This is a genomic window from Acidobacteriota bacterium (genome assembly GCA_035529075.1).
GTDB lineage: Bacteria > Zixibacteria > MSB-5A5 > GN15 > FEB-12 > DATKXK01.
Window position 1 is genome coordinate 26,822 of the sequence record DATKXK010000002.1, and the last position, 16,966, is coordinate 43,787.

At 58.9% G+C, this 16,966-nt stretch carries 12 protein-coding genes; 6 read left to right on the forward strand and 6 right to left on the reverse strand.

Translation table 11 applies throughout. The features are described 5' to 3' along the window. Window positions 1–5: 5 nt before the first annotated feature. The 3 genes from VMY05_00295 to VMY05_00305 all read right to left on the reverse strand — a co-directional run bounded on the left by VMY05_00295 (window position 6) and on the right by VMY05_00305 (window position 8,865). On the reverse strand, window positions 6–2,183 hold the full coding sequence (locus VMY05_00295) for a T9SS type A sorting domain-containing protein (protein ID HUV29516.1): 2,178 nt from the start codon (window positions 2,181–2,183) through the stop codon (window positions 6–8). Beyond that, window positions 2,183–5,857, reverse strand: coding sequence for a S8/S53 family peptidase (locus VMY05_00300; protein HUV29517.1), 3,675 nt, complete (start codon window positions 5,855–5,857; stop codon window positions 2,183–2,185). Before VMY05_00300 ends, VMY05_00295 begins: the two co-directional genes overlap by 1 nt. Before the next feature lie 188 nt (window positions 5,858–6,045). Continuing rightward, a complete protein-coding gene (locus VMY05_00305) occupies window positions 6,046–8,865 on the reverse strand; it encodes a C25 family cysteine peptidase (GenBank protein ID HUV29518.1) in 2,820 nt (939 codons plus the stop codon). A 362-nt stretch (window positions 8,866–9,227) separates the two neighbouring features. Between VMY05_00305 and VMY05_00310 the strand changes: the two genes are divergently transcribed. The 4 genes from VMY05_00310 to VMY05_00325 all read left to right on the forward strand — a co-directional run bounded on the left by VMY05_00310 (window position 9,228) and on the right by VMY05_00325 (window position 12,876). Further along, window positions 9,228–9,461: a hypothetical protein gene (locus tag VMY05_00310; GenBank protein ID HUV29519.1), complete on the forward strand. Its 234-nt coding sequence runs from the start codon at window positions 9,228–9,230 to the stop codon at window positions 9,459–9,461. Further along, the gene (locus tag VMY05_00315; GenBank protein ID HUV29520.1) at window positions 9,454–10,839 is read left to right on the forward strand and encodes an SAM-dependent methyltransferase; all 1,386 of its coding nucleotides are present in this window, start codon (window positions 9,454–9,456) and stop codon (window positions 10,837–10,839) included. Before VMY05_00310 ends, VMY05_00315 begins: the two co-directional genes overlap by 8 nt. Window positions 10,840–10,921: 82 nt before the next feature. Further along, window positions 10,922–12,256, forward strand: coding sequence for a reductive dehalogenase domain-containing protein (locus VMY05_00320; protein HUV29521.1), 1,335 nt, complete (start codon window positions 10,922–10,924; stop codon window positions 12,254–12,256). A 125-nt stretch (window positions 12,257–12,381) separates the two neighbouring features. Then, window positions 12,382–12,876: a DUF2934 domain-containing protein gene (locus tag VMY05_00325; protein HUV29522.1), complete on the forward strand. Its 495-nt coding sequence runs from the start codon at window positions 12,382–12,384 to the stop codon at window positions 12,874–12,876. Window positions 12,877–13,025: 149 nt separating this feature from the next. On the opposite strand, the gene VMY05_00330 is transcribed toward VMY05_00325, so the two are convergent. The 3 genes from VMY05_00330 to VMY05_00340 form a co-directional block, all read right to left on the reverse strand. Then, on the reverse strand, window positions 13,026–14,015 hold the full coding sequence (locus VMY05_00330; protein HUV29523.1) for a hypothetical protein: 990 nt from the start codon (window positions 14,013–14,015) through the stop codon (window positions 13,026–13,028). Between the two features lie 275 nt (window positions 14,016–14,290). Further along, window positions 14,291–14,413, reverse strand: a complete 123-nt coding sequence (locus VMY05_00335) for a helix-turn-helix domain-containing protein (GenBank protein ID HUV29524.1) — start codon at window positions 14,411–14,413, stop codon at window positions 14,291–14,293. Window positions 14,414–14,731: 318 nt separating this feature from the next. Next, window positions 14,732–15,052 (reverse strand): hypothetical protein, encoded by a 321-nt coding sequence (locus VMY05_00340; GenBank protein HUV29525.1) that lies wholly within the window; start codon window positions 15,050–15,052, stop codon window positions 14,732–14,734. A gap of 226 nt (window positions 15,053–15,278) precedes the next feature. On the opposite strand from VMY05_00340, the gene VMY05_00345 reads away from it, so the two are divergent. Beyond that, complete coding sequence (locus VMY05_00345; protein ID HUV29526.1) at window positions 15,279–15,827, forward strand: hypothetical protein; 549 nt, start codon at window positions 15,279–15,281, stop codon at window positions 15,825–15,827. 263 nt (window positions 15,828–16,090) lie between these two features. Then, window positions 16,091–16,591, forward strand: a complete 501-nt coding sequence (locus tag VMY05_00350; protein ID HUV29527.1) for a hypothetical protein — start codon at window positions 16,091–16,093, stop codon at window positions 16,589–16,591. Window positions 16,592–16,966: the final 375 nt, after the last annotated feature.

Consider the following 16,966-nt stretch of genomic DNA (forward strand, 5'->3'; position numbering starts at 1 on the left):
CTGCTTTACCTGACAAGCAGCATTTTTCGAGATTCGGTCTGGTCCCCAACCGTCAGCCGGTAGAAGTATATTCCCGTGGCTACCCCCCGGCCATCGCTCTTAAGCGCCGTCCATACGACCCTGTGGGGTCCGGCGGTCTGGAACTCGTCCACGATGGTAGCGACGTGCTGACCCAGAAGATTGTACACGGTCAGCCGGACGTGACCGGCCTTCGCCAGGTTGTATGCGACGGCCGTCGACGAATTGAACGGATTGGGATAGTTACGCAGCTGGAACACGTCGGCGCTCCGGACCGCCACGGCCGTCCCGGCCGTGGAATATTCACGCAGATCGAACAAGTGTACGCCCTCGCCGTCCGACACGGCGACAATGCCGTCTTCGGCTGCGATCAGGCTGCCGCCCAGGCCGCCGTAGTCCAGCAGGACCGGCACCGTGTCTGTAATGTCGAAGATGCCGATCCCCGCCGCTGAGATTGTGTACAGCAACTCGTCTTCAACGACCGATGCCGCCGCACCGACCGGCAGGAGGATCACGTCGTCAATCGACGGATGGGCCGGATCGGCGAGGTCGAAGAGCCACATCTGGTTGTAGTCGAATCCGACCAGTCGACTCGGGAGGCCCCCGGCCGTATCCGGCGGCAGCGGGACGAGGTCCGTAATCCGGGTACCGATGTGAAGGGTGGAGCGGAATTCCAGCGAGAAATCGTCGTAGATGCGATATACCCACAGCTCGAATTTGGCCGTCGAGAACACGAGCAGGGAATCGAAGATTTCCACGTCAAGGATGGGGGCCAGGGCGGTGAGGATGTCCAGCTTGGTGATGTCAACCGTATCCGAGAAAACATACACGTCCAGGTGGCTGCTTCCGATACCGAAGACGGACCGGAATTCACCTACCTGCTGGCGGTTGTACTTGACGTTCCAGGTCAGTTCGGGATGAGCCGGCAGCAGCGTGTCGAGGACGAGGTCGTCCGGCGTGATCGCCATGAGGAAAATCGCCTCGGCCTCGGGATAGAGGATGAATACGGAATCCCCCTGGTGCGACGCCGCTCGCACGTCAGTCAGGCCGGGGAACACGGTGAACTCGGCGGTGGGTGTCAGGTCCGAACCGAGCGAGTACACGTCCAGCGGGTTGCCCGCACCGCCGGTGTAAAGCCGGCCGTCATGGAGAAACAGCGCCTGGACCGGACCGGGACGGGCATACGCAGGGGCGGCGTTAATGGTACCGGGCTGAATTTCGATGTTCAAAACGCGCAGCCCGCCGTCGGCTGACGGCAAAACGACATGCCGATCCCCGCTGAGCGTCATGGTATCCCCTTGCAGTTCGTCGGAAAGTCCAGCGGCCAGCGAATAGCTGTATCGCGCGCCGGTATTGCGGTTGATCCGGTCGAAATACGAATTCCGCCAGCCGATGGACAACACCAGCGAGTCGAGGAAAAACGCGGTACTCGGGTTGTACTTGGGTCTGACGGTGTCTGAGACCACCAGCGCCGAGTCGGACCATTGGGCCATCAGGATATCGCTGGAGGTAGCCAGCAGGATAGCTAGTTCGGGACCCGCACCGATCAGCTCCTTCGCCTGGCGGGGCAGGTAGAGGAAGTGTTCGAAGACGCCGAATCCGTCTCCCGCAATGTTATATGTCAGCACACCGTTGTAATCGTCGAGCGCGTACATGCGGTTACCGTCGATCTGGACTCTTACGTAGTGCGCGCCGATCATGCTGGAATCGACGAACTCCGCCGAGTTGTAATCCCGCAGGCGATAGCGGAACAGCCCCTTGAATCCGGCGCATATGTACAGATCGTCACCGTCGAGCGCGTAATCGTAGAATTCAACCTCGAGATCGGCCCGTCCGAGCAGCGTGATCTCCGGCAGATCCGACAGGTCGAGAAAATAGAGAATGTCAACGGTGGAACGAATCACCAGAATATCACCGAACAACCTGCGCGTCATCGGCCGGGCGGAGAGGAAGAGATGATTAATCGGCTCAAACATGGCGCTGGAGGAATCGTAACGGCACACTACCACGCCGGCGTCGGCCGTTGCCACCAGAAACGTGTCAATGACGGTGACGCCGCTGAAGTCGTTCCAGAGCAGCGTCTGGTCAGGCTCGCTGCTGATAAGCGCCTGCGCCGGCGCGGCCAGGGCAAGCGCGACAATGACAATGACTGCCGTCCGTTTCATTACTTCACCAGGACCATCTTGCGTGCCATCTTCCGGTCTCCCGCGCGCAGGCGATAAAAGTACGTGCCCGAGGCATAGGGAGATCCGTCAAACGTGACCACGTGTTCTCCGGCCGGAAGCTCCTTGTCCACCAGTGTTGACACAAGCCGGCCGAGAACGTTAAACACCTGTAGCGTAACAACCGACTTGACCGCAAGCGAGAATTCTATCGTCGTGCTCGGGTTAAACGGGTTGGGGTAGTTCTGCCGCAGCACAAACGCCGCGGGAAGCTGATCCCTGCGGTCGGGCACATGAGTGGGCACGTGGGGGGGGCCATCGAACTCGCCGTATATTCCGGAGTTCGAGTTATTGACGAAAAGGCGGCCGACGTTGTGGCCGCTATCTGACGAGGCATCGAAATTCCACACGTACACGTCGTTGGCCCCTCCCACGAGAATCAGCTCCACCAGCCCGTCGCCGTCGATGTCATCCACGAGGGGCGTGTACATGGTTGAAAAGACGTGCTGGGGCCGTGTGGGTGTGTAAATGGGCCAGCCCGGCAGCGGCGTGCCGGTATGATCCAGAATATGGAGCTGCTCGTGCCCGGTCCCGGGCAGGATGTAACCGGATCGAATAGCTATCTCGGGGTACTCGTCGCCGTTAAGGTTGGCGACAATGGGCGCACCAAACGTCACCGACCTTCGGTAGACTTCGCCCACCGGTCCCTCGCTGGAGGCCATGTAGGGCGAGCCGTCGGCGCGAAATACATACAGCGCCGATACGTCGAATTCGAAAAAAGTACACAGGATCTCGAGGCCGCCGTCGAGATCAAGATCGGCGACCATCGGGTAGGATCCGCGATATCCGGCCACGTCCGGCAGGTCCACCGGCCAGCCGGGAAGGTCGTCGACCCCCCTGGTTTTTACATAGATGTGACGCATCCCGACAGAATCGTACCCTACCGAGATTGCCTCCGGCAACTGATCGTGGTTCAGGTCAGCCAGAATCGTACCATAGGTGCCCGATGTCCTGATCACATCCGGGGTCGGCCGGTCAAAGGCCGGCTGTCCCGTGCGTCCGTCGAAGACGCCCACACCTGAAGACGACTGACTGACCACGACCTCGTTCTGGCCGTTGCCGGTGAGGTCAGTGGACGAAACGGCATTGCTGCCCCAGAAGAATGAACCTGCCGGCTGCTGGCTGAATGATGCGAACCAGCCGCCCAGAGAGTAGAAATACGGAGTGCCGTCGAAATGGTACGCGATAACCGTCCCGTCGTCGACGACGCACATGATCGCCGAGTCCTCGTAAATACCGAGTTGCGCGATGACCGGCTGCGGGAAACCGGACCCGATATTGTCGATCTCCCAGAATTTGGGCCAGCCCGGGACAGGAGTCCCGTCGTGGTTGACGGCATAAATGCCGTCCTTATACGTGAATATGATCTCCCTTCTTCCGTCGCGGTCAATATCGTAAATGGCCGGGACGCAACGGCAGTCGTACTCGGGCAGAACGGGGAAACCGTCGACGTGCGACCCGTCAAACCGGAATACGTTCAACCCCGCCGCGGTGCCGACGACTATCTCCTTTGTCCCGGACCCGTCCAGGTCGGCGCAGGCGGCGGTATATGCACCGCGCCCGGTAAGAACCTGGGGCCAGCCGGAGGCAAAGGCCGAGCGGATCACGATCGTGACGGCATCGGAAAGTACCTGCGGACCAAAGAAGCCGTCAATGACGACCGTGTAGTCGCCGGGGTCGAGACCTGATGAATTCCAGAGGAAAATGAGAGAATCGAAATACTCACCCGTCAGGGAGGCAAGCCGGATCAGTGGCTCGCCGAGATGGTTGTACGATATGGTCAGGGAATCCAGGTCGGGCCCGTACACGCTGCCGACAATAGGGATGCTGTAGTCGAATTCTTCGCTGGTCTGAGGATACGTGATCTCCAGTCGGGTCCCGTTGACAAACGTGAAACTCGTCACGTGCTCGGAGCCGAAATCATCGATCAGCCTCAAGTATATGTGGCCGCTGGGATCACCGGAGCCGAACGTGTAGGCGACGGAGTCAACCGGCGGCGTGCCGCCCGACGCCAGCGGCAGCCACGGTCCGGCCTGCGGGTCGAGCGAGTACTCCAGACTCCACCCGCCGGAATAGCCGGCCACGGTGGCGATTTTGACACTTACCTCATCCACGTGCCTCTGGCGATTGACGGGCCAGGCAATAAAAACACTGCCGCCGTCCAGAAGGGCGAGCGAGGCCTCAATATCGAGGTATCCGTAGCCGGTCACCGTGTCCGGACCGGGCAGGCTGTCACCCCGGTTCCACGGATCGAGCATGTCATCAGCACCCAGCCGGAGTAAGGTTTCAAGCTCGTTAAGGGCCAGGTCGGGGCGATAGGACAGCAGCAGCGCCGCGGCTCCGGCCGCCATCGGCGCCGCCATCGACGTCCCGTCGGACAGGTAGTAAAGGCTGTCCTCGCCGATGATGTGCACACCGGGTTCCCCCGCCGCCGTGTACATGTCCGTACCGGCGGCGCGCAGTGACAGGATGTCCTCGCCCGGAGCCACGAGGTCAACGCCCGGACCCCAGGAGGAGAAGGAAGTCATATACCCGTCAGAGTTGCCGGCGGCTACGGCAAAGGCCGAGTCAAAGGCCGCCGGGTACTGGGGGTCGCTGGAAGCGCTGTTGCCTGCCGCAATGGCGACGAAGACGCCGTTCCGTCGTGCAAACGTGATGGCATCGTTGAGCAGAAACGATTCATACGGTGAGCCCCAGCTCAGGTTGATCACGTCCGCGCCGGCATTGACCGCATACGCGATACCGGCCGCACCCACCGCGCTGGTCGCGTTGGGGCGGATCTTTACCGGCATTATCTCCGCAAGCGGGGCCACCCCGACAATGCCGTAGCCGTCGGCGGCCGAGGCCACGATTCCCGCGATGTGCGTGCCGTGCCCGACTATATCAGTGGGATCATTGTCCCCAACGTAGTTGAAGTAATCCAGTGAGTCGCCCGATATGTCATAGCCCAGCGTGTCATCCACAAAACCGTTGTGGTCGTCGTCGATCCCGTTACCGGGAATCTCATCCGGATTTTGCCAGAACCGGTTCTGCAGCTCCGGGTGGGTAAGGTCTGCACCGCCGTCCACGACCGCTACCACCACCGATGCGTTCGGCAGGGGCGGCGTCTCATAGAGAGACGTTAGACCGATGTCGACCCCCGGAGTCCCCTGCTTGGCTCGAAGGCTGTCATTAAATTGCCCGTCACGGCGTTCGATCCCGAGATAAGCCTGCCCATCGTTGTGCAGGTGCCACTGCAACGGGAAAAGGGGATCGGTTGGGAAGCCGAAGAAGGTCAGGACACGGTCCTGCTCGATGTGCTCGACGTTCTCTGCGCCGAGTTTACCAATAATGTCGTCCGGGGAAATGTCACTTTGACCGCTGTAGAACGTGTACCAGCGATCCCACTCGGCCGACCCGGCCAGCTCGGAGCGCACCTTCACCGGTGACAACTGCTCCAAACGTTCTTCGCCGGCCAGAGCCAGTCGAAGCACCGAGGCCTGGGCGCGGGGGGAGAGCTTGACCAGGAATTTCCCGGGCACGACTCCGCCGGCAGGTAAACCCTCGCCTTGCGAACGGGCTGCCGGATTGAGCGCCGTAACCAATACGCTCAGACAAAATATACCCAGGTATTTCATAGCTTTCGTACCCGGTCACCGATAGCCGGATAGGTGACCTTTTCTACTGACGGTCCGGGGCTATACTTTGTGGAAGCATTCGTGCTTAAATATAGTATAGTTAACAGGTTATGCAACCAAAATGTTCCGCCGGGCAGGTCCGGTGGCTCCGAAATCGGTGCGGGGCCGCTTTGAAGAAGGACTGATGACTAGGGGCACGGCGAAAGCGGGGTCGCACTGATAAACAGAAAGTCGATAAGCACGGTCAAGTCACCAATGTCAATATCGCCCGGCGAATCACCGTTCGTGTTGGCCTCGGCGGGGCAGGGGAGAGGATCTCCGGCGATGAACAGGTAGCCGATCAGGCGCGTCAGGTCACCGATGTCGGTCACATCCTGCGGATCGGCATCGATATTGCCCGTCAGTCCGGTGCAGCAGCAGGCATCCCCGGTCCCGTCGTTGTCGGCGTCATCCTGGTCCGGATTGTAGTCCTCCGGACAGTTGTCCACCGGGCAGGTGTTCAGGGCAAAACCCGGGTCGCCGAAACCGTCCGCGTCTTTGTCCGTGCATGTATCACAACTGTCGCCGATTCCGTCGCCGTCGGCGTCGTCCTGGCCCGGATTGTACACGGCGGGGCAGTTGTCCGGCGGGCAGGTAGTGGCAGGAAAACCGGGACTGCCGAGGCCGTCGCCGTCCGGATCGGTGCAAACGTCGCAACTGTCTCCAATACCGTCACCGTCAAGGTCCGTCTGCCCGGGATTATATGCCCCAGAGCAGTTGTCGCACGAGTCCCCCACGCCGTCGCCGTCCGCGTCCGCCTGGCCCGGGTTGGCCATCGAGGGGCAGTTGTCTTCCTCGCACGTGGCGGCCGGATAACCGGGATCACCGTAACCGTCGCCGTCGGTATCGGTGCAGGTATCACAGGCGTCACCGACCCCGTCACCGTCGGCGTCTTCCTGGTGAGGGTTGCTGACATTCGGGCAGTTGTCGAATTCATTGCACTCGTGGTCGTTGTCGCGGTCATCACAAATGTACGCATCGCGAATCGAGACGGTCGGATCACCGAACAGGTTGAGTTCATAGTAGCACCAGCGCATGGCATTCTCGTTGATTCGGAAGAGATTGTCTTCCTTGGAATCCTGGTTGGCGCGGCCGAGTTCGGTCTTCGCCTCCAGCGGGTTATACACGGCGTCCCAGAACTCCCGGGCAAAGCGCTGGGATGGACCATCGGTCGTCTCATGTCCCCCCCAGCCGTACCGGGCGTTCAAAATCGCCGCGAAGGCGCCGTGATCGGTCTTGATCGTCAGGTACTCTCCGTTGCACTCCAGGCAGTCCTGGAGCCAGGGGGCGAAGTCACAGAAATAGTCAAACGCCCCGGCGTGACAACCGATGGAGTAGAGGAACGGGTGGTGAACGTTAGTGAGCTGCTGCATCACTGTTTCCCTGGTCATCTTCATGCATATGTCGGGATTGCAGTGGCCGTAGTGGGAGATAAGATGTACTCCGCGATTGATACGTTCCACGATCTCCGAGACCGGCCATCCCGGTTCCGACGGATCGGGCCACGTCAAGTCGTACAGTTTGTCGATCTCATAGCTGGATGACGGAATGCCGATTGTCGAGTATCCGTTGGCGGTGCAACTGTCCACAAGTTCGTCGAGAAAATTCGCGCCCCAGTCTCCGTCACCGCCGTGGCCTATCCACTCGCCGGGCAGGAGCGCGTCGGCCAGGTAGGGGGTCAGGCAGGTAACGTACTTGATGGTTTTGTCGACAAATCGCCTGGCCTCGGCGGTATCGTCGACCGGCGCCCGGCCCACGTACACTTCGGCCATGAGGTCAACATCTCCGCCGCCTTCGCCGTCGTTCGGCTCCCCCCAGAGAGAGTCGCCGTCGAAGTTGTACGTGCCGTCCAGACACCCGAAGTACAGGTCAGCCGGCATACGATATTCCTGACAGCACCCCGGGTCGCCAATGGCTACCGCCTCGGCGTACAGGTCCACCGCCGGCAGGACATCGTCATCAGCACCGATCAGCACGTACTGGATGCCGTCGCTGAGATACCGGTCCCTGATATAGTCGCGTATCGCCGAAGGGTCCGTGCTTCCCACCTCATCGATGGTGCGTATCTCCGTCGGCACGCCGGTGGTGTCATGAAAGATCTTCAACTCCTGAAAGGCGGGCGCCATTTCGGAGGTGGTGAGTATGAGCAGATCGACACTGCCCGCCCCTTGCAGTCCGGTCTGGTGATAGCTCAGTGCTTCCGGATTGTCCACTCTGTCACGGACTTCGGAGACGTCATCCACTCGATCCCGTAACAACGGGTTCAGCGTGCCGCTGCCCGTGGTATTGACGACTACGCTCATCTGAGGGAAGTAGTAAAGCTCGCCGGTTGACGGGACCCACTGGACCGGCTGGAGTTTCAGTATCAGGATTCGATAGCCTCGGAAGCTGTAGGTGCCTGTTGCTTCATAGGGTGCTTGCGGCCAGGCAATGTCGAGAGAGTAGACGGTGCTATCTGTCAGGGGCAGAGTGATCCCCTGAAGGGGCCGTGAGAGCCTTACGGGATGAGGTACGGGTTCAACGGTAAAGCCGCTGCCGACCAGTACTGCCTCGCCCGGCTCGACTTCGATGTCCGCTGCGTCGGTGCCCGGCGGCAGCAAAATCCGCGCGGCCCGGGCAGGAAGCGCGGGTTGTCCCGGGTTGCCGCAGGGCTGTGCCTGTGGCATGGTGACTCTGTGAAATACCTGCCCGGCCCGGGTGACGGTCTCAACACGCGGTCGTTCCGAGAAGTACTCCAGCGACAGCTTTGCCGTCTCGCCACTGGCCGGAAATGCCAGGATTAGTATGAGAGCAGGAACGATCAGGGAGGGAAACACTCCGCCGAGCGTGATTGTCCGTTTCCTGCCCCCGGGGTTTGATTCCGGTCCAGGGGCGTGGTGACCCGCCAGGGGCGATCGGGTGGGCCTGCGCCGCGCCACCGTAATCCGTTCAGGACCTGCGGAGAGATTCGGGAATAAGTGCCTGCGCATGCCGATGACCTAACTTCCTCGTCGGTGCTGCGTCGGTGGGTGGTGCCGGACGGCGAAGCCCACCGAGCCGTAATCCGGCACGCAGCCTGGCGGTAAGACATACGTACCCTCTAATAAAGTATCGACATAGTTTGTCGTGCTGTCAACTACTTCTTACCGGACGGGGCCGTGCGCAGGATGAAAGAGTCCCGGCACCTGTTGGGGGAGCGGCGGCCGAGGAATCCCCGGGGATTTACTCTGCACAAAGTCCTTGAAGCGCCAGGGACGTCGTTGTATACTGGCAGCAATATGGCCCTTCAGAGTTTCATCATCAATCGTGTTTTTGGGCGGTCCCTCACGTCAACTGTGGCGGGTGGCCCGACATGAAGCAAACCGGCAGGGTTGTTCTCTTACTGCTTTCAGTGTTTTGCCTGGTCCTGGTGACCTACGACCGCGCGTACGCCTATATCGACCCGTCATCAGGCAGCTATTTCCTGCAGTTGCTCCTGGCCGGTCTTCTCAGCGCGCTCTTCGTGCTCAGGATGTACTGGCGGCGAGTCAAGAGTTTCCTTCTGAATCTGTTGTCACGGAGCCGCCGCGCCGAGGGTCATGACTAAGAAGGCGCCTGTGCGAGGTTCGTTTCGAGACCCCAGCGGCTTCGTCTTCTTTCGCGACGGCGTCCTTTACCGGCAGGTCAATCAGCGTTACCGGCGGCATTATGACCACCTGATGACGTCCGGCCTGTACGGGCATCTGGTGGATGCCGGACTGCTGGTGCCGCACGAGCGTGCTGATGATTCACGGGTGCAGACGGCCGAGGCATACCGCGTTCTCAAGCCGCTCATCGTACCGTTCATTTCGTATCCCTATGAGTGGAGTTTCAGCCAGTACCGCGATGCCGCGCTGGCGACTCTGGCTGCACAACAGGCCGCCCTCAGGCACGGTATGTGCCTTAAGGATGCGTCCGCATACAACGTGCAGTTTCTTGACGGTCGGCCGGTCCTGATCGATACGCTGTCCTTCGAGACTTACCGTGAGGGTGAGCCGTGGGTGGCCTACGGCCAGTTCTGCCGGCATTTTCTCGCTCCGCTGGCGCTGATGGCGCACGTCGATCTGCGGCTTGGCCAACTGGCTCGCGTGCATATCGACGGCATCCCGCTGGACATGGCATCGTCGATGCTGCCCCTGAAAACGCGCCTGCGGTTCTCGCTCCTGGCGCACGTCCACGCGCACGCACGGTCGCAGCGACGGTACGCCGATCGCGGCACCAGGACGGCGAAAGGTCGCATGTCGCTCCGTGCTATGGAGGGCCTTGCCGACAGCCTCGTCTCGGCCGTTTCCCGCCTGGCTCCGCGCGGCGGCAGGACAGTCTGGTCGGAATACTACGACCAGGCCAGTTACTCTCAAGCAGCCATGACCCACAAGACCGAAATCGTGACGGAGTACTTAAGCCGTCTCAAACCGGCGGTCGTGTGGGATCTGGGGGCTAACACCGGTCGGTTCAGCCGGCTGGCCGCGCAGGGGGGAAGCTTGACGGTTTCATTCGACAGCGATCCTCTGGCCGTTGAACTGAACTACCGTCGCTGCCGACAGGACAACGAGACGCGCATCCTTCCGCTGGTTGTCGACCTGTTCAACCCCAGCCCCGCTATCGGCTGGGAGAACAGCGAACGCATGTCTCTCGCCGAACGCGGGTCCGCCGATGCCGTCATGGCGCTCGCTCTGGTGCATCACCTGGCCATTGCCAACAACGTGCCGCTGGAAAGACTGGCGGTGTTTTTCGCGGGCCTGGCCGATACCCTGATGATCGAGTTCGTGCCCAAGACCGATTCTCAGGTACAACGCCTCCTGGCTTCGCGGGAAGACGTTTTTGACCGCTATGATCGGACAAACTTTGAGCAGGCGTTCGGACGCCGCTTCGAGTTTGTCGACGTTCGCGAAATACGTGACTCCGAGCGGACCATGTATCTGATGCGACGCCGGTCGGCACGGTAAAAGCCTGCCCCGGCCGGGCTTTGTTCTCCTTGTTCCGTGCCCCCTGTGCCCGTAACTTCAGGCAACCGTATGAGGTCGGCATATGATGAACATCTTTGATTTGGCTTATCACCTTGTCGGCGGACTCGTGTGCCTTTTTCTGGCTTTATTTTCCGTCAGCTCCGTCAGTGAACGAAAGCCCCGGGCGGCAATCGTAGCCGTGACTGCCCTTATGCTGTTCGGCCTTGTCTGGTCCGGCGGCTATTACTTGCTGCGCCCGCCGGGCTGGGTGCCGGCGGCGGCCGTTATCGCAATCCTGCTCCTGGCGGCCCTGTATTTCGCCCCGATCGGATCGAAGGAATTACTGCAAATCGGATCTATCGATCAGAAGTTTGATGAACGCGACGTCGTGTTCGCCAGAGAAGAATATGTACCCGGAACCGAGAAGTATGAGCGCTATTACGGCAGCCACCCCGAAAGGAAGGCCGCCGACGACAAGATGCGCAGCCTGCCGGAATTGTTACGGCCCGGCGGACGGTATTATGATGCCGTCCGCTCGCCCCGCGTGGAGGCTGTCTTCACAGTGATAGAGAGCCTGACAACGGCGGTCGATGGCGACGTCAACGCTGACCGCGCGCCCGTCGATCCCGCTGAAACGGCGCGGCAAGTAAAAGACCTGCTGGGCCGTTTCGGTGCCGGCGAGGTCGGGATTGCCAGGCTTAATCCCATGTACGTATACTCGCACGTTGGGCGCGGGCCCGAGCCGTGGGGCACTCCGATAAACAACGACCATCCTTTTGTCATCGTGTTCACCCTGGAAATGGATTATCACCGGGTCGAGGCAGCGCCTGACCTGCCCATCATCGAGGAATCGGCGTTTCAGTACCAGCGGGGAGCGCAAATATCCATTGCTGTGGCCCGCCTTATTCGTGCTCTCGGCTACCGGGCCAGGGCGCATATAGCCGGCAGCAACTACCAGATAATACTCCCGGCCGTGGCACACGATGCCGGCCTGGGTGAACTGGGGAGAATCGGCTACCTGATATCACCGAAGCTGGGCCCGCGTATTCGCCTGGGAGCTATCACGACCGACATGCCGCTGGCGGTTGACAGGCCGCTGTCGTTCGGCGTACAGAATTTCTGTGAGAAATGCCTCAAGTGTGCCGACAACTGTCCCTCGGCGGCCATTCCCAAGGGGGCCGGGTGCGATGTTCGGGGCGTGAAGAAGTGGCCGCTCGATGCCGAAAGGTGTATCCACTACTGGCGATCGATCGGCACCGACTGTGGTCTGTGCATGAAAGTCTGCCCGTACAGCCATCCCCCGACGTTTGTCCACAACCTCGTCAGAGCCGGTATCCGGCGTTCATCGCCGGCCCGCACGATATCCCTCTACGGGGATAACTTGCTGTACGGCAAGCGCGTCCGTAACTTCGTATAACTTCGACCCGGCGCCCGGGTAATCCGGGAAAGCTTCCGACCGATAATATCAATAATAATAACTTGACCGCATCGATCGCCCACGAGTAGACTAAACCGATGGCCCGATCAAGGAGGATGAAGGATATGGTTACCGAAATCAGGCGAAACAACTGGGCGCGTTTCTGCCGGAAGTTCAATGCCGGCAATCAATACCGGCAAGCGACCGTTAACCTCGGACAGAAGAGCAAGGGGGAGGTTGAAATCAACCGCGACGCCCCGTTGATGGGAATCGCCATTGGCAGGAAAGGCCGGCTGATCGACAGCATTGACGTGTTCACCGGCCGCTACGATCCGGAGAACGTCACGCAACCGGCCGTCTCAGTCCGGGAACCGGTCAAAGTCATGCTGGAAACGACCCCTGATGGTACCGACAACCGCCTCAGCGTTGAAAGCAAGGACGGAACCAGGGCCAGCATCATTCTCTCAGGAGAAAGCAGCCCCCAGCGGTACCGCAACTTCGTTGAAAAGGTAGCCTATACCCTCAGCGAACGGCGCGGCTTTGTCCCTGGGAATGACGTAGACGACTGGTGCGAGGCTGAAAACAGGGTCCGTGAGGCTCAACTGCAGTTTACCGGCTGATCACGGCTCTGCACGGAACGAATGCTTTACTGCGCCCGTGGGGCAGGCTGCTTGACGACTGGTCACGGGGGTGCGGCTGGACAAGCCGCCACAGGCGCAGGCCGGTCCGACACCCGGGCCGTAAGGGCAGGGGGCTGTTGCCGCGCCTGCTACTGCCAGGGGTAATTCTGTCTTTCGACGCAGTAGCCTCCCGAGGCGCAAGCCGCCAGGTCGACGGTAAACTCAAGCTTCTCGTCGCCTTCAGCCAGCAACGGCTCCGTCACGACGATCTTATACTTCCCCGGCCTCAGATCGCGGATTTCGTATTGGACGTCAAAGAGACAAAGGCAGAGGCATCCCCCCTCGAACAGGGAATCCTTCTCAGTTATCCGGATCACACCGCCGTCAACGGAGATCTCGGCAGTAATGACGGGGCAGCAATTGAATCCGGCGTTTATGTGATTCAGTTGCAGTACGCTGCTGCCGTCATATTGATATTGGATACAGTCCTGGGTTGCCGGTGTGTGTGCGGCCACATGCGGTTCAAACTCCTTGCAGTCGGTGGAGCCGACCAACTGCCCGCTGGGTGCGGGCGAAAGATTCCACGGGTAGAAGTCTCTCTGGATACAGTAGCTGCCTGACGAGGAAGGGGTAAGAGATACCGAAAACTCCAGCGGCTCGTCACCCTCCGCCTCATTGACGTAAGGCTCAACCATCTTCAGGACGTAGTCACCGGCAGGGACGTCCGGTATCACATAGTCGGCATCGAAAAGGCACAGACACCGGCACCCCTGTTCCGACTCTCTCTCCGTTATCGTGATAACCTTGTTCTTGACGCTGACGTGCGCAGATATCTCTCCCGGACAGCAGTTGAACGCCGCGTTGACGTGCTGAATATGAAGAGTGTCGCCCGGACCGTACTGGTAGACCACACAGTCGCTGTCGGACTGTATGATCTTGTCGGCGTCTCCATCGCTGTAGATCTTGCATTCACCAATGGTGCCGGAGATGTCAAAAGCTATGTTGTCAGTTGAGGTTGTAGGTGCTGATTTGTCGTCCTGGCAGCCGCCCAGCAGAAGCAGCAGGGCGACAGCGGCCATGCCGACGGCTGCCCTTCCCGGGCGAGCCCGGCCGGCTGAGTACTGTCCGATTCCGGTCATATTACACCTCCCCGTATCGGGTCATTTATAAGTCGTATAAAGTGACGTGAGCAGCAGTATCTTTGTGCAAGCCGCCGTTCACGGTGACTGAGAACCTGACCGCCTGGCAACCCGCTGCCTCCGGACTTTATACGTCTATACTGAAAATATAACCCTTTCCGGGGAAGACAACACTTAATTCAGGTCAAATCGGAGAGGAATTATCCGGTTTATAAGCCGGACGGCCCTTATCATCAAGCCGAAAGCCTGAAAAAAAGAAGTCCAGCCGGACGTTTTCAAAGCTCATACTTATGCATTCGCCGGTACAGGGAAGCCCGTGTCAGGCCCAGTTCCCGCGCGGTCCGGCTGACGTTGCCGCGATGCTTTTGGCTACTCCGTATCCGGCGAGGATTGTCCAATGCAATCGCTCGCCCTGATATGTACAGTCTACGCGGGGGGAGAGGAGTTGTTGCATTCGTGGCTGCCGGGGATGGGTGGTAGGGTTGGTACCTGTTTGAAGATGAGAGGCTGATGATCAGTTGCAGTAGGGCGGAACCCCTTGGCGGTCCCGCCGCATAGCCTCGTAGGTCGGGTTCCGAGTCTGGTAGGTCGGGTTCCGAGTGACGCGAAAGTCACGAGAAACCCGACAATTGCCATTTGACATTTACAGGGAAGGGTGTCGGGTTTTTCGTCGCCTTCGGCGTCTCCGAACCGGACCTACGTGTTGCTGGCGCAAACTACCACTTGTGCGTACAATCGCTAACGATTCCATATTTGGCCGTTGTCGTCACCGATGGTCGGTCGTCGGCGGAATTGAGAAACCAACCACCTTCTGCGATGAGCTTAATGCGAAGATAGCCCTTCTCGGTTTCCTTTTGGACGACAACGCATTCCGGCGGATCATCCGGGATGTCCACCGTCTGGTCACCTTCCCCATCGACTGTCCGGTCGGCGAATATGCCTGACCAGCTGGTATTTGAGGTGACTTCGCATTTGTAATCGATCCCACAGCCAGCCAGCAGAATCAGGCACAGACAGCACAATAACAAAAGCCGCATAGATACCCTCTGCTCTTACTACATCATCTTGAACAGCCCTGATCTCGTCAGGGAAAAACCATGAGCATTTGTACAGTATAGCCGGTAGCAGTGCGGTGGGAGTCTTTCGGTTACGGCCCCTACGGCATTATATAGCAGGTGGTCCACGGCCTGTCAATGGGAAAATTCTCGGTTGCGGGTCAGGGGAATCGACAGTATCTTGTGGAGTCAAACAAGGGGAGGGGTTGTGAGTTATTATGAATGCGCAATGGTCTTGCTTACGGTCGCAGGATTGATCGGCCTGTTTTTGTATGTCAAGAAGACCACCGCTATTGCCAAGGCTACACAACTACACAACGAACTTATCAGTAAACCGGCAGTGACTGCAGAGATCGTTTCATATTCGCCTGAGTCATTTGAAGGAATCGACTTATTGCCATTCGAGTGTGTCCGCATAGCCATAGAGAACCACACCAAAGTACACGCCAACATTAAGATCAAGCTCAAGTATCTCTTACGCACCGGAGATTCTAAAGATTTTGCACAGTTCGATGTCGGTGGCAATTACGATGGGCAAGCCGTTTGGAATTTAGCAGCCAAGGCCAAATTCATTGGTCATCTCGCGCTACCGGGGTTATCCAGTAAAGAGATTACTTCGAGTGACGATTTGATCGTAGGTATTGCTCTCGAATCATCACCATTCAACAGGGACGCGTATCAGGCCAACCCGTCGACTCAGTACAAATGGATGCATCTTACGAAAGAGTGGGCACAATCGCCCGTGCCCAGTGAATAAGCGTTTGGTTTAGATTACACGCTCAGTCCTCGTAGGTCGGGTTCCGAGTGACTCGCAAGTCACGAGAAACCCGACAATTCTCATGTGCTAATAACGACCTGGTGCTTCTTAATCTGGGGGAAGGGTGTCGGGTTTTTCGTCGCCTTCGGCGTCTCAGAACCCGACCTACGTCAACTCGTCCACGCGCTGTCAATGGGAAACTTCTCGGTTGCGGGTCAGGCGGTTCGATAGTATCTTCTGGAGTCAAACATGGGGAGGGCCATATGAGGGCTATCGCACTGCTTGCTACGCCAGTTGTATGCTGTTTACTGCTGCTTGGGTGTGCCGCCGGTCCGGGTGTCACGCCGGGCGAAAAGAACGCGCCAGTCGAACGTCCAATTCACGCGTCGTTCGGAGAGGTATACAGAGCTGTGGCATCTGTGCTCGCCGAGTACAATTTCCCTTTTCAGCACACAGATGAAACGCTGGGGATCATCCGTACCGAGTTCACCGAATACAAAGCTGGGGCAAAGGGCTTCTGGGCTGGACTATTCGCTGGCTGGAAAGACTTCCGTATGCAGATTAACGCTCAAGTCAGCGCAGAATCCGACAGTACCAGTCTTCTGCACCTATACGGGAAAATGAAATACAAAGAGAGCGGTCTATTCAAGGACAAGGAACGTGAGGAGAACATCCGGGTTGGTTCGGACAGCTACAGACAAATGGAGGAAATCGCAGAGTTAATCAAAGAGAGAGCCGAAGGCACGGACCCGTCCTCTAACTGACCAGACCAGATTCCTTTTGACAAGCGGATGGGGGAGTCCTCGTAGTCCTCGTAGGTCGGGTTCCGAGTGACTCGAAAGTCACGAGAAACCCGACAATTGCCATTTGACATTTACAGGGAAGGGTGTCGGGTTTTTCGCCGCCGTCGGCATCTCAGAACCCGACCTACGTGTTACCATAGTCGACCATTGAATAAGAGAAAACAGTGCGGCAGGAAACGGGGGTAATCGCAATCCAAATACCGGGGGGCGGAATCGAACCGCCGACCCCCTGTTCCACAGATTGAAGGTCACCTCTCTTAAAGGCCCGAATCTAAAGCCTTTACCACCAGAGAGGGGTGACTGCGAATGCAACACCATCCATTTAGGCGATTAGAG

Excerpts from the sequence above, each read along its gene's own strand:
- VMY05_00330 (HUV29523.1), bottom strand. The coding sequence starts at position 14,015 with ATGACCGGAATCGGACAGTACTCAGCCGGCCGGGCTCGCCCGGGAAGG.
- VMY05_00350 (HUV29527.1), top strand. The coding sequence starts at position 16,091 with ATGAGGGCTATCGCACTGCTTGCTACGCCAGTTGTATGCTGTTTACTG.
- VMY05_00300 (HUV29517.1), bottom strand. The coding sequence starts at position 5,857 with ATGAAATACCTGGGTATATTTTGTCTGAGCGTATTGGTTACGGCGCTC.
- VMY05_00320 (HUV29521.1), top strand. The coding sequence starts at position 10,922 with ATGATGAACATCTTTGATTTGGCTTATCACCTTGTCGGCGGACTCGTG.
- VMY05_00340 (HUV29525.1), bottom strand. The coding sequence starts at position 15,052 with ATGCGGCTTTTGTTATTGTGCTGTCTGTGCCTGATTCTGCTGGCTGGC.
- VMY05_00325 (HUV29522.1), top strand. The coding sequence starts at position 12,382 with ATGGTTACCGAAATCAGGCGAAACAACTGGGCGCGTTTCTGCCGGAAG.
- VMY05_00295 (HUV29516.1), bottom strand. The coding sequence starts at position 2,183 with ATGAAACGGACGGCAGTCATTGTCATTGTCGCGCTTGCCCTGGCCGCG.
- VMY05_00310 (HUV29519.1), top strand. The coding sequence starts at position 9,228 with ATGAAGCAAACCGGCAGGGTTGTTCTCTTACTGCTTTCAGTGTTTTGC.
- VMY05_00305 (HUV29518.1), bottom strand. The coding sequence starts at position 8,865 with ATGCGCAGGCACTTATTCCCGAATCTCTCCGCAGGTCCTGAACGGATT.
- VMY05_00315 (HUV29520.1), top strand. The coding sequence starts at position 9,454 with ATGACTAAGAAGGCGCCTGTGCGAGGTTCGTTTCGAGACCCCAGCGGC.